The following is a 13,286-nucleotide window of genomic DNA, read 5'->3' on the forward strand; positions in this document are numbered from 1 at the left end:
CTCACGGGCCGTCGGGGACGGGATGGCCTGAGTCATGCGCAGGACGAACGCGTGCCGGCCGGGCGTAGCGTGGGATCTGTGACGGCGATCGACCTCAACGCGGACCTCGGCGAGACCGTGGACGGGATGCCGACGGCCGACGACGAGGCGATGTTCGCGGTGATCTCGAGCGCGAGCATCGCGTGCGGCGGGCACGCGGGGGACGCGGCCTCGATGCGCGAAGCCGTCGGCCGGGCCGAGCGGTTCGACGTGGCGGTGGGCGCCCACCCCTCCTATCCCGATCGCGCGAGCTTCGGCCGCGTGCCGGTCGCGATGGAGGCGGCCGCTCTCGCCGAGACCGTCGGGCAGCAGCTCGACCGGCTGCACCGCGCGGGCGCCGACCTGCGCTACGTCAAGCCGCACGGCGCGCTCTACCACGCGGTCATCCGCGACAGGGAGCAGGCGGATGCCGTCGCCCGCGCCGTCTCCGAATTCTCGGAGATGCTCGGCCGACCGCTGCCGCTGCTGGGCCTCCCCGGCGAGATCGCGGCGGCTGCGGCATCCGTCGGCCTGCCGTTCGTGCACGAGGCGTTCCTCGATCGCGGCTACCTGCCCGACGGTTCGCTCGTGCCACGCGGCCGGCCGAAGGCGCTGCTCGACGACCCGCAGCTGGTCGCCGCGCGAGCGGTGCGGCTCGCCAGAGAGGGTGTCGTCGAGGCGATCGACGGGACGCTCGTGCCGGCCGTCGCCGAGTCGCTGTGCGTGCACGGCGACTCGCCGGCCGCCGTGGCCATGGCCCGCGCGGTGCGCGCCGCGCTCGACGACGCGGGCGTCGAGGTGCGGGCGTCGTGGTGAACGTGCGGCACCCGATCCGTGGTGCGGGGAGCCCGAGGTGGGCAGCGTGCTGAGTCCGCGCGTGCGGCCGATGGGGGAGCGGGCGTTCCTCCTCGAGGTCGGGGCGCTCGACGAGGTGCTGCCGCTGCACGCCGCGCTCGCCGCCGCCCGGCCCGACGGCGTGGTCGACCTCGTTCCCGCTGCGCGGACCGTGCTGGTGCGCGTCGACACGCGGCGGCTGCCGCTGGCCGCCGCCCGCGCGTGGGCGCTCGGTGCGGCCGCCGACGCTGAGCCAGGCGGCGGCACCGCCGGCCCGCTGGTCGAGCTCGACATCGTGTACGACGGCGCGGATCTCGCCGAGACCGCCCAGCTGCTCGGCACCGGCGCCGACGAGCTGGTGCGACGTCACACCGCGGCGGAGTGGCGCGTGGCCTTCACCGGCTTCGCGCCGGGCTTCGGCTACCTCGTCAGCGAGGGCTGGCCCTTCGACGTCCCTCGCCTGGACTCGCCGCGCACCCGCGTGCCGGCCGGTGCGGTGGGGCTGGCCGGCGGCTTCTCGGGCGCGTACCCGCGTGACACCCCGGGCGGCTGGCGGCTCATCGGCACGACTGCGGCGCGACTGTTCGATCCGGATGCCGCGTCCCCGGCTCTTCTCGCACCCGGAACGCGCGTCCGGTTCCGCGAAGTCGGCGGTCTCGACCGCGCGAGATCAGGTGATCTCGCGGGCTCAGGACTTTACGGCGCGAATCGGCCTGCCTCCGTGAGATCACCTGATCTCGAGGCGGCGCGCGGGGGGACGGACGCCGGACCCGGCTTCACCGCGTCGGGCCGCGGCATCCGCATCGTCGAACCGGGTCTCCTGGCGACCCTGCAGGATCTCGGGCGCGAGGGCGCGGCATCCGTCGGTGTGGCCGTATCGGGGGCACTCGACCGCGGCGCCCTGCGCACCGCCAATCGTCTGCTCGGCAACCCCGAGGGCGCGGCCGCCATCGAGGTGACGATGGGGGGCCTCCGGGCCGTGGCGGAGGAGGACCTGTGGGTCGCGGTGACGGGTGCGTGGGGCGCCGTCCGCATCGACGGCCGCGACGCCGACCCCTATGCGGCGCACCCGTGGCCGGCGGGCGCCGAGCTGCAGCTGGACTGGTTCGCCCACGGCGCCCGCGCCTACGTCGCCGTGCGCGGCGGGCTCGACGGCCGCCTGGCTCTCGGGTCGCGGGCGACCGACCTCCTTGCGGGTCTCGGACCGGCGGCGCTGCGCGCGGGCGGCGTCGTAGGCATCCGCGATGACGCGGTCGCGCCGATCCCGGTCGCACCGCCCGCCGCGTGGGGCGCGCCGCACGACGACGAGCTCGAACTCGACCTCGCCCCCGGACCCCGCGCCGACTGGTTCACCCCGGCGGCGCTGACGACGCTGTACGACACCGTGTGGACCGTCTCGAACCACGCCGACCGCGTCGGCGCCCGGCTGGACGGGCCGTCGCTCGCCCGCTCGCGCGAGGGCGAGCTCGCGAGCGAGGGCATGGTCCCGGGCGCGCTGCAGGTCCCGCCCAGCGGCCGACCCACGATCCTCCTCGCGGATGGTCCGGTGACGGGCGGCTATCCCGTGATCGCGGTGGTGACGGATGCCGGGCTCGACCTGGTCGCGCAGGCCAGGCCGAGCACCCGCATCCGTTTCCGGCACGCCCGCGCGTCGGCGTGACGGCGCCCGGCACTCAGTTCCCGCCGGCCTCCAGCAGGTCGGCCGTCGCGCGCAGGATGGCGACGATCGCGGCCGTGCGCATCTCTGCGGGTGCGCGGTGGCCGTTCGTCTCGACCGCGACGGATGCCGCGGTGGGAAGCGCGTCGTGCACGGACGTCAGCAGGCCCCGCGCACTCAGCTCGCTCGTCGCCGAGAGCATCGGCCGCTGTTCATAGGTGTCGTCGACGATGTCGAACACCGCGCGGACGAAGTCGCCGTTGGTGAGCGCCGGCGTCTTCGCCAGCACCGTCAGGGCGGCCGACGTGAACACCCCGTGCCCGTTCGTCTCGAGCGCCACCTGATCGGGCTGGCAGGCGCTGAACAGCACCTCGCGACCGTCCACCCGCTGCGCGCGCTGCACCGCGGCACGGTTGGTCTCGACCTTGACGACCTCCTTCCAGGCCTCCAGGCGGAACTCGTCCTTCGGCGACGCCGCACGCTCTCCGCGGAAGGCCGCCTCCTCGTCGGCATCGAGCACGGTCATGCGCGGTGTGGCGCCTGCCGGGATCTTGCGCGACTCGAACTCCTCCGGAGTGATCTGGCGGTTCGCCGAGCCGGAGTGGCACGAATCGAAGAAGAGCGTCACCGCGACGCCGTCGGGGATCGCGTCCCAGATGGCGCCGAGGTCGTCGTCGATGATGAGCTGGCCGTCACGGAAGTCGATCGGGCAGAGGGCCTCGTCCTTCGGCCCGAACTCGTCGGTCTCGTCGCCGTCCAGGTCTGGGGCGAAGGTGCCGTGACCGGCGAACTGGATCGCGACGATGTCGCCGTCCCGCGCCGACGAGACCTTGTCGAGCATCGCCCGCAGGATCCCGTCGCGGGTGGCATCGGCGTTGTGGATCGACTCCACCTTGAAGCCGGCGTCCCCCAGCGCATCCGCCCAGGACGTGGCGTCTGCGACGCAGCCGCTCAGCGGATCCCTCGGGTAGGCGTCGATGCCGATGCACAGCGCCAGCTTCCGCGGCGCCGCGCCGCGGGCGCCGGTCGGCTCGGGGCGCGGCGACGGGGTGAACTCGCCGACCTCGCGCGTCCGTGACGGGAACACCGCGACGTGATCGGGCTCGTCGCTGTCGGGCACGCCGACGACCCGTCGCGCCAGGCTCATCATCGTCTGCTCGTCGTTGTCGAAGGCCCCGTGCGATGTCGCCTGCGTGCTGCTGAGCCGGCCGCGGGCGACGGGCCCGAGGACGAGGCGCTCCGAGGCGTCGTCGAGGTAGGCCATGATCCGCCCCGAGCGGCGCAGGTGTGCCTCGAGGCCGAGGATCTCGGCATCCTTCTCGGCCTCGAACGCCCGCGAGACCAGGTACAGGAGCGATTTGCGGTAGACCCCCGCCGTGTTGTCGCGCTTCTCCTGATCCTCGTTCATCGTGAAGATCGACAGGTTCTCGATCCGGCCGGTCTCGGCGAGCGGCAGCAGCGTCGCCTCGAAGGTGTCGACCCGCACCGCCGGCGCGAGGAAGGTCACGCTCTTCACGCTCTCGACCTTGTCGTCACCCTCGAAGAGGCGCGGCACGAAGTGCGAGTGGTAGATCGACCCGGCGCTGTGGCCGGCGATGTGCAGCTCGATCGCACCGGAGTTGGCCGCCATGTACGAGCGCAGTGCGGATGCCAGCACGAATGCGCCGCCCGGCGCGCCTTTTCCCACAGGAGGAAGGCAGGCGCCGGCGGAGTCGAGCTTCATGTCGTCCCAGAACTTGCGGCCGCCGAGCACGCGTGCGGCGGCCTCCACGGCGAGGTCGGTCACATCGGTGAAGCCGCGCTTGCCGGGCTTGGCGCGCAGGACGTCTTCGAGAGTGGTCTTGAATCCGCTCTCCCACACGAGATGGAGGGGGTAGACGCCGTTCTTCTTCCACCACGCGACCTGGCGCTGCGCGGTCAGCAGCCCTGCGCCCTTGTCGGTGAGCCCACCGTGCGCCCAGATGAGCACGGGCACCGGCGGCGGCACCTCGCCGGCGGGGGTCTTCTTGGCCTGCTGCGCGACGAAGTCGGCGAGGTCCGTCTCGATCATCCGCTTCACATCTTCGGCGGTCGTGAGGAAATCCTCGACGGTGCGCGGCTTGGCGCTCGCCGTCGGCGCGAGCCTGCCGTCGGCCGTGTGGACGACGTGCTTGCGCAGCGCGGTGAGCTCTGCCGGGCTGAGTGTCGCGCCACGGGTGGTGGTGTCGGGCATGGTGTCACGTCCTGTCTGCTGATTCTGGGTGTCTTGATGGCGGTCTGCCGATGGTGGATGGAGGTTTCAGGAGTCGTCGCCGCGGGCGCCGGCCACGAGCTTGGCGCGTGGGTCGGCGAAGACCGTGAAGGCCAGCGAGGTGAGGTCGCCGGCGTCGCGCGCGGCGTGCCGCGCCGTGAGCACCGCCTCGCCGACGGTCGCGTGGTCGTCGCCGAGGAGCTTCTCGTAGAAGGTGCGGACGAACAGTGACGTGACGTCGTCGCGCACCGCCCAGGAGCATCCGATGAACACGCCCACGCCGCCGCGGAGGAAGACCTCGGCGAACCCGCCGAGACCCGTCGCGCCGGAGCGGAGCCGACCGACATCGCACGCGCTCAGGAACACGAACGGCGCGGATGCCCCCGCCGGCGGCCCGTCGAGCTCGGGAAGATCGCGGCGCGCATCGGAGTCGGTGTACGACGCGGAGCCGTCGTCGTGGTCCTCCGAGAACGTGGCGAAGGCGATCTCCTGCCCGAGCGGGTCGGCCTCGCGCCACCGACCGTGACCGGCGAAGTGGAGGAGGTCGAAGCCGTCGGTGATCGCCTGACGCAGCTCGACGGGGTCGGCGGCGGAGCGAGGACTCCTCGCCAGCAGCTCGCCGAGCCTCCGGACCTCCTCGCCGGTGCGGCTGAGCTTGTACTCCGGTTTGATGTAGTCGGGGGCGATCGCGACGACGCGGCTCGCGTTGATGGGGATGACGGTCGGCCGCAGCGTGCCGTACATCCACCGCGTGAGACCGAGGTCGCCCAGGAAGAACCGGTCCTTGTCGGGCCGCTGGGTGCCGACGGGCACGAGATGCACCATCTCCCAGGGGATGTCGAGCTCGCCGGACGTCTGCAGCACGAGGTGCGATATCCGGCGGCGCCTGCTCCAGAGCAGCTTGTTGACCTCGTCCCCCAGCAGCTCGCGGGCGATCCGCGCGCCGAGGCTGCGCACCTCGCGGCGGACCGTGTCGGCCGCCTCCTCGGCTTCCTCCGGAGCAGCGCGGACGGTCTCGAGATACTCCGACCTGATCCGGGTGAGCTCGGCGTAGACGCCCTGGATGTACTCGGCCTTCCTGGCGAGATGCACCGAGTTCTTGACGACCGTGCCGCCGATCTTCGCCGTGATGAGCAGGTCGGAGGCGCCACCGGCGATGGACTCGTCGATCACGAGTGTCGGAAGGTCGGCGATGCTGCGTGGCGGTGCGGCGACGGATGCCGTGACGACGCGCGGATCGTCCGAGTCGGGATCGCCGGCGCCGGCGTCGGGCGGGAGCACCGGGGTGCTCAGCGCGAGCACGGCGAGCGGCGCCACGACGGGCGGCTGGGTGAAGGTGACGGTGATGTGGCCGCGCCCGGGTTCCTCTGGCCGGAGGCGGAAGACCAGGCGCCGGGTCTCGTCCGGCGTGGCGGGCAGCGTCGTCGTGACGACCGGCAGCGTGCCGTCTGCGAACGCGAGGCCGCGCAACTGGACGCCCACCTCGATCTCGCGGGTGGGGTCGAACCGCGCCGTGGCCTTCTGACGCGCCGTGCCGGCGGTCGGGACCAGCTCCTCCCGCGACAGCCGTACGACGGCATCGAACTCCACGCCGGCGACGAGGCGAGCGGGGATCTCGGCGTCGACGAACGCCGGTACGGGTGACGCACCGTCGAGCCCGCCTGCCGGGGCTCCCGGGGCAGGCGCGGCGCCTGCCGGCGGGGCCGCGCCTGCCGGCGGGGCCGGTGCGGCTGCCGGCGGCGCCGGGGGAGCGAGCCCGGGAGAGCGAGTGCTGGTGAACCCACCACCGCCGAGCGGGCCACCCCCGAGCGGGCCGACACCCAGCACGTCATCCGGCACGAGAGGTGGCGGCGGTGGCGCGGCTTCGGCGGCCGACCCGGGGCCGGCGCTCATGCCCATGCCGCCGGCGGCGACCGTCGCCTCGAGCCACAGCATCCCGGTCTCGAAGTCGCTCGCGACGACCGTCAGGTGCAGCATCTCCCCGGGCGCCACGGCGATGTCGGCCGTATAGAGGTCGTCGTCCTGCCGCTCCAGGTGCCTGAGCTCGGCGTGCATGAAACCGGCGGAGTCCTCGCGTGCCACCACCGCGGCGTAGTGGAAGTCGTCCGTCCCCCGCACGATCATCGTCGCCATGCCGCCGGCGCGGCCGCGGATCACGACGTCGGCCAGCGTCGCGACGCCATGCTCGTTGGCGCCGGCATGCTCGGGAGCATGCTCGATGCGCACCTCGAAGGCCTCGGCGTCGCCTTCGACGTCGACCATGCCGCGCGGCATGTCCGGAACGCGAGCCATCTCGACCCCCTCGCACCGATGCCCGCTTCCCCAGGGGGCACCGTCACCTTCGATTTCGAGGAGCGCAGTCCGAGGCACAGCATACGAGCAGGCTCCTCACCGCACCAGAGCCCGGTGCGCGACCTGCTGATACGTGCCGACGTCGGTCCCCACGCCCCTCCAGCCGTCGCTGGCACCGGCGCCCGGATCCGTGGCCCGGCCTGTGCCTACCAGGCGCGGAGCGAGTCCGCGACGGTCTCCCACTCGTGCTCGGGCAGCGCGAGCTGCACGGCCTCGGCGACCGTGAGCTCGGCGCCCGCGGTCCGACCCGCCTCGACACTCGCCTGGTCGTGGCCGCGCAGGATCTCGAGGTGCGGCGTGTGGACCGTGAAGGCCTCGACGTCGAAGATGCCGATGCGCCGCCGGATCTCGCCGGCCGCGACCGCCAGTGCCGCCGCCCGCCACGCCTCGCCATGCGCGGCTGCCACGGCGCAGACGCCCTCGAGTCCGTACGCGATGCCCTCCTCGTAGTGCAGCCCGATCGACAGCAGCAGGGTGTGGACGAACTCGCGCTCCGCCTGCTCCGTGCGTCCGAGCTGGAAGTTCAGCCGCGCGCGCAGGTTGCCGGCGACGGACGTGGTGAACAGGTCGCCGCGCGATTCGGCGACCGAGGTGGCGCGGTCGAAGTGCGCCAGGGCGTCGTCGGTGGCGCCCCGCACCCACGCCAGCCGCCCGAGCGAGACCTCCGTGATGGCCTCCGCCCACGTGTTGCCGCGCGCGCTCAGCGTGACGACCGCCTCACGCAGCTCCGCCTCCGCCCTGTCGGTGTCGAAGATGGAGAACTGCACGCGCGCCGTCGCACGCGCGGCGAGAGCCATCGCCGCGGCATCCTCGTCACCGCTCTCGATGAACAGCCGTACGCACTCCCCGAGTCCGGCGACCACCTGCTCGCTGGGACGCTGCCACATCTCGCCCCAGAGCGCGAAGAACCATGCGATCGCGCGGGTGTGCGGCGTGATGGGCTGGTCGTGCTGCTTTTCGAGCAGCTCGAGCATCCAGAGCCGCACCTCGGCGAAGAAGCCGGAGATCCACCAGTAGATGAGGAGGCTCCACGCGAAGTCGCCGGCGTCGTCCAGCCGGTTCGTATGGACGAGATGGCGCACCGCGGCGCGCAGATTGGGGAGCTCGAGGCCCAGTCGCACCACGGCGTCCGCCTGCCCGCTGCCCCCCAGGTCGGGCGCGATGCGCTGCACGAGCCCGCGGTAGTAGTCGGCGTGCGCGCGGCGCACCCGCACCGCGTCACCCCGGTCCTTCAGTCGTCCGAGCGCGTACTCGCGCACCAGCGCGAGCAGCGAGAACACGCGCCGCCCGCCGACCTGGCTCTGCTTCACCAGCGAGCCGTCGATGAGGGCGGTCAGGGCGTCGATGGCGTGTTCGCCCCACGAACGTCCCTCGCCGAGCGCCTCGACGGCATCCAGCGTGAACCGCGTGGCGAACACGCCGAGGTCCTCGAGCAGCTCGCGCTGCGAGTCGGGGAGCAGGCTCACGCTCCAGTCGATCGTCGCGCGCATCGTGCGGTGCCGCTCGGGAAGATCGCGCACGGCGGCCGTCAGCAGCGGCAGGCTGCGCTCCAGACGCTCGGCGATGCCGGCGGGGCTGAGGATGCGCACCTTGGCGGCCGCGAGCTCGATCGCCAGCGGCAGTCCCTCGAGCCGGCGGCAGATGTCGGCCAGGTCGGCGGCGTTCTCGGCGCTGACGTCGAAGTCGGCGTCGATCGCCCGTGCCCGGTCGACGAACAACGTCACCGCGGCCGAACGCGTCGCACGGTCCAGGCTCGCCGGGCCGTCGCCGGCCGGCGTCGTCAACGGCGCCACCTCGAACACGCGCTCGCCGCGGATACGCAGCACGATGCGGCTCGTCACCAGGAACGTCGCCGTCGGCGCGACCGTGTACAGCCGCACGAGCACGGGTGCGGCATCCACGATCTGCTCGAAGTTGTCGAGCACGATGAGCACCCGGCGATCGGCGAGGGCGTGGGCGATGCGCTCCTCGAGGGCGGCTTCGCCGTTGTCGCGGATGCCGAGATAGTAGGCGATCGTCGGCAGCAGCAGCCCCGGCTCGAGCACGCCCTCGAGGAGCACGAAGTACACCCCGTCGGGGAACATGTCGCCGCACGCCAGCGCCGTCTCGATCGCGAGGCGGCTCTTGCCGATGCCACCGGGGCCGATGAGGCTCACGACGCGATCTGTGCCGCGTGCGAGGAGCGTCCTGACAGCGTCGATGTCCGCCTCGCGGCCGATCGTCGGGGTGTAGGGGACCGGCACCCGGCCGATCAGGGAAGGAATCACCGGTTCCGGTTCGGATGCCGCCGATGCCCGCGATTCGTCGAAGCGCTCGGCGAGGAGCATGGCGAGGTCTCCGGCGACCTGATCTTCGAGGTCGTCGGCGGAGCGGAAGTGCAGGTAGGCGGCGGTGTCGTCGGCCTGGATGCGGGCGATGAGCTGGGTGAGGCGCTCGTCGCGGGGGTCGGCGTCCTTGACGTAGATGAGCTTGGGCATCTCGGCGGCGGCGAGGTTGTATTCGTCCTCGAGGCCGGAGACCTCCTCTCCGGGAGCGACCCAGCCGTAGCTCGCACCGTAGATGCCGATGAAGACGTCGCTCTGCGCGAGGTAGGACCGGTAGAGGTCCCGCGGCGGATGCGGACGGGCGCCCAGCTCGAACATCACGGGCGCGAGTCGCAGGCGCTCGATGGCCGACCTCACCGCTTCACGTTCGTCGCCGAGCTCGCGCAGGGTCGAGCTCACGAACACCCGGATCCGCTGGTCGGGTGTGCGGATCACGGGGGATCGCGCAAGACCGGTCACCATGACGGGACCTTCTGCAGATCGGCCTCGGGTTCGGGCAGTGCGATGGCGATGGCGTCTGCGAGAGCCATCTCCGCACCGGCCTGGGCCCCGGCCTCGACGCTCTCGGGGTCGGTGGCGCGCAGGGCCGCGAGCGGTTCGAGGTGCACGGCGAACCCCGCGGGGTCGTACACGCCGGTCTTCTCGCGGATCGTCGCCGCTACCGCCGCGAGGGCGCCCGCCCGCCAGCCGTCGCCCCGCGAGGCCGCGACCGCGCAGATCCCCTCGATCCCGTAGGTCGCGCCGTCGACGAAGTGCAGCCGTATCGACAGGGTCAGGATGACGAGGAACTCCTCTTCCGCGGATTCGTGGTCGCCGAGCATGAACCTCAGGCGGGCGCGGTTGCTGCCCGCAACGACGCGAGTGAACGCATCGTCTGCGGCCTCGGCGATCTGGACTGCGCGGTCGAAATGGGCGAGCGCCGCGGGAATGTCACGGCACACCACGCCCAGCTGCCCGAGCGCCACCTCCGCGAGCGACTCCGCCCAGCTGTCGCCCAGCCCGTGGAGCTTCGCGATCGCGCTCTCGAACTCGGCGCGTGCCGTAGCGGGGTCGAGGTCGGGGAACTGCAGCCGGGTCGACGCCTGTGCCGCGAGCGCCATCGCGGCGGCCTGTTCGTCTCCGCTCTCGGTGAACAGTCGCACCGCCTCGCCGAGCCCCGCCACCACCTGGTCGCTCGGCCGCTGCCAGAGCTCTGCCCACAGCGGGAAGAACGTCGCGATCGCACGCGTGCGGGCGGTGATCGGCAGTTGCTTCTCCAGGAGCTCCAGCATCCACACGCGCACGTCGGCGAAGTAGCCCGAGATCCACCAGTAGGGCAGCAGCGTCCACGCGAAGTCGCCCGCGTCGTCCAGCCGGTCCTCCTGGACGAGGTGCCGCGCAGCCGCGCGCAGGTTCGGAACCTCCAGTCCGAGCTCGGCGACGGCGGTGATCTGTGCGGCGCCGCGCAGCCGGGGTGCGATCCGCCGCACCAGCGCCAGGTAATACTCTGCGTGCGCGATCCGCATCGCGTCGGCCGCGCCGCGGGACTCGAGCACCCCGAGGGCGTACTCGCGGACGATGGCGAGGAGCGAGAAGACCGTTCGGCCGCCCGAGTCGAGGCGCTGCACCAGGGATGCGTCGATGAGTGCGGCGAGCGTCTCGATCGTCTCGTCACCCCAGGATCGCCCCATGCCGACCGCCTCGACCGCCTCCAGGGTGAACCGCGCCGCGAACACCCCGAGGTCCTCGAGCATCGCGCGCTGGTCCTCGGTCAGCAGACCCACACTCCAGTCGATCGTCGCCCGCATCGTGCGATGCCGATCGGGCAGGTCCCGCGCGGAGGTCGACAGCAGCGGGAGGCTGTTCCCGAGTCTCTCGGCGACGTCGTGGGGCGAGAGCAACCGGATCTTCGCCGCGGCGAGCTCGATGGCCAGGGGCAGGCCGTCCAGCCGCCGGCAGATCTCGACGACGTCCTGTGCGTTCTGCGCCGTCAGCTCGAAGCCCGGCAGCGCGGCGGCGGAGCGCTCGGCGAACAGCCGGCACGCCGAGGAGGCCTGCGCCTGGGCGAGGGTCGCAGGAGCTTCGGGGGCGGGCGTCTCGAGCGTTTCGACATCGAACACGCGTTCGCCGCGGATGCGCAGCACATTCCGGCTGGTCACCAGGAAGCAGGCGCGCGGAGCCAGCGTGTAGAGACCGACGATGACCGGAGCCTCGTCGATGATCTGCTCGAAGTTGTCGAGCACGATGAGGACATGGCGGTCGCCGATCGCCTGTGCGATGCGCTCTTCGAGCGTCGCCGCACCGGTGTCGCGCACGCCGAGGACGTAGGCGATCGTCGGCAGCAGCAATCCCGGCTCCAGCACGCCCTCCAACGGCACGAAGAAGACGCCGTCGGGGAAGAGATCGGCGTCGGCGTGGGCGGCCTCGATGGCGAGCCGGCTCTTGCCGATGCCGCCGGGGCCGACGAGGCTCACGACCCGGTGCTGTCCTCCGGCCAGCAGTGCGCGGATCTCGGCGAGCTCGCCCTCGCGCCCGATCGTCTCGGTGTACGGCGCCGGCACCCGCGCAGTGAGGCCGATGTCGGCCGCGCCGGCCGGTGCACCGTCGTGCCGGGACTGGTCGAAGCGTTCGGCGAGGAGCATGGCGAGGTCGCCGGCGACCTGGTCTTCGAGGTCGGCGGCGTTGCGGAAGTGGAGGTAGGCGGCGGTGTCGTCGGCCTGGATGCGGGCGATGAGCTGGGTGAGGCGCTCGTCGCGGGTGTCGGTGTCTTTGACGTAGATGAGCTTGGGCATCTCGGCGGCGGCGAGGTTGTATTCGTCCTCGAGGCCGGAGACGTTTTCGTCGGGGGCGACCCAGCCGTAGCTGGCGCCGTAGATGCCGATGAAGATGTCGCTCTGCGCGAGGTAGGACCGGTAGAGGTCCCGCGGCGGATGCGGGCGGGCGCCCAGCTCGAACATCACGGGCGCGAGCCGTAGGCGCTCGATGGCCGACCTCACCGCTTCACGTTCGTCGCCGAGCTCGCGCAGGGTCGAGCTCACGAACACCCGGATCCGCTGGTCGGGCGTGCGGATCACGGGGGATCGTCCCCCAGTCATGACCACATCATGGACCTGTCCGGCCGATTCCGCCACGGTTTCAGTGCATCGGTGTATCGGCAGCGGTCGTTCCTCCGCGGGCGTCCTTCCGCTCGGCCTCCGTCAGGAGTATGGTGCGGCGGTGACGGCGCCGAAGGGGACGCCGTTCGTCCGATCCGGGACTTCGGGCGTCACCATGGGGAGGGGAATGCAATGAAGAAGGTCTTGGCGTGCGCGGCGGTGGCGATCGGGCTGGTGCTCGGCAGCGGCGGAGCCGCGATGGCAGGAGAGGCGACCGGCAACGGCGGTGAGGCGCAAGGCGCCAACAACTCCGCGTCGGAGTGCGCGTTCTCGGGGCAGGACACCATCGACAGTGTCGAGGGCAACCCCGAGGGCTTCGACGACGACATGCTCGCGATGCGGGGCAACCAGAAGAACGGCTACAAAGGCATCCAGAGCTACGGCATGTTCGTGAGCGCCGGCATCGACGTCGGCGTGAACCCGGGCATGGCTTGCCGAGGAAACCTCGGCAAGAAGTAGGCAGCACCACGTCGCGCCCGCGCGGTCTGGCCCCTGGGCTGGGCCCGCGGGCGCTGTGCTGCGCGCGTTTATACCGCAGCATCCGAAAGTCGTCAAGGATCGGACTGGACACGGCGCGTCGTTCGACGTATAGTTGGTCTTTGCGCTCTTGGATTCCCCCTGCCCTCATATGGTGGTCGGCTGTGCCCGCGCCCCCCGCGTTCACGCGAGGAGTGCCGCGCGGGTTTCGGGGAAGAGAGCACTCCACCTGACGACAAGGAAACGAGCCCTACGGGCCC

Annotated in this window: 7 protein-coding genes; 3 read left to right on the forward strand and 4 right to left on the reverse strand. The window is 72.0% G+C overall.

The features are described 5' to 3' along the window. Positions 1-78 precede the first annotated feature (78 nt). Positions 79-834 carry a 5-oxoprolinase subunit PxpA gene (locus B2K11_RS13550; RefSeq protein ID WP_163618821.1) on the forward strand — a complete coding sequence of 252 codons (756 nt, stop codon included), beginning with the start codon at positions 79-81 and terminating at the stop codon, positions 832-834. A gap of 46 nt (positions 835-880) precedes the next feature. Next, positions 881-2,512 carry an urea amidolyase family protein gene (locus tag B2K11_RS13555; protein ID WP_239526053.1) on the forward strand — a complete coding sequence of 544 codons (1,632 nt, stop codon included), beginning with the start codon at positions 881-883 and terminating at the stop codon, positions 2,510-2,512. 13 nt (positions 2,513-2,525) lie between these two features. On the opposite strand, the gene B2K11_RS13560 is transcribed toward B2K11_RS13555, so the two are convergent. From B2K11_RS13560 to B2K11_RS13575, 4 genes are all read right to left on the reverse strand, one after another. Beyond that, positions 2,526-4,721, reverse strand: a complete 2,196-nt coding sequence (locus B2K11_RS13560) for a caspase family protein (RefSeq protein WP_163618822.1) — start codon at positions 4,719-4,721, stop codon at positions 2,526-2,528. 66 nt (positions 4,722-4,787) lie between these two features. Next, positions 4,788-7,031 (reverse strand): CHAT domain-containing protein, encoded by a 2,244-nt coding sequence (locus B2K11_RS13565; protein ID WP_163618823.1) that lies wholly within the window; start codon positions 7,029-7,031, stop codon positions 4,788-4,790. Between the two features lie 206 nt (positions 7,032-7,237). Beyond that, positions 7,238-9,877 (reverse strand): DUF4062 domain-containing protein, encoded by a 2,640-nt coding sequence (locus tag B2K11_RS13570; RefSeq protein ID WP_163618824.1) that lies wholly within the window; start codon positions 9,875-9,877, stop codon positions 7,238-7,240. After that, positions 9,871-12,468, reverse strand: a complete 2,598-nt coding sequence (locus B2K11_RS13575; protein ID WP_163618825.1) for a DUF4062 domain-containing protein — start codon at positions 12,466-12,468, stop codon at positions 9,871-9,873. The genes B2K11_RS13570 and B2K11_RS13575 overlap by 7 nt, the downstream gene beginning before the upstream one ends. A 213-nt stretch (positions 12,469-12,681) precedes the next feature. Here B2K11_RS13575 and B2K11_RS13580 point away from each other — a divergent pair, with 213 nt between their 5' ends. Then, a complete protein-coding gene (locus B2K11_RS13580; protein ID WP_163618826.1) occupies positions 12,682-13,008 on the forward strand; it encodes a hypothetical protein in 327 nt (108 codons plus the stop codon). Positions 13,009-13,286: the final 278 nt, after the last annotated feature.

Source organism: Microbacterium sp. B35-30 (assembly GCF_010634855.1).
Classification (GTDB): domain Bacteria; phylum Actinomycetota; class Actinomycetes; order Actinomycetales; family Microbacteriaceae; genus Microbacterium.

Bases quoted from the DNA above. Each gene is read 5' to 3' on its own strand.
- B2K11_RS13560 (WP_163618822.1), bottom strand. From the start codon at position 4,721: ATGCCCGACACCACCACCCGTGGCGCGACACTCAGCCCGGCAGAGCTC.
- B2K11_RS13565 (WP_163618823.1), bottom strand. From the start codon at position 7,031: ATGGCTCGCGTTCCGGACATGCCGCGCGGCATGGTCGACGTCGAAGGC.
- B2K11_RS13570 (WP_163618824.1), bottom strand. From the start codon at position 9,877: ATGGTGACCGGTCTTGCGCGATCCCCCGTGATCCGCACACCCGACCAG.
- B2K11_RS13580 (WP_163618826.1), top strand. From the start codon at position 12,682: ATGAAGAAGGTCTTGGCGTGCGCGGCGGTGGCGATCGGGCTGGTGCTC.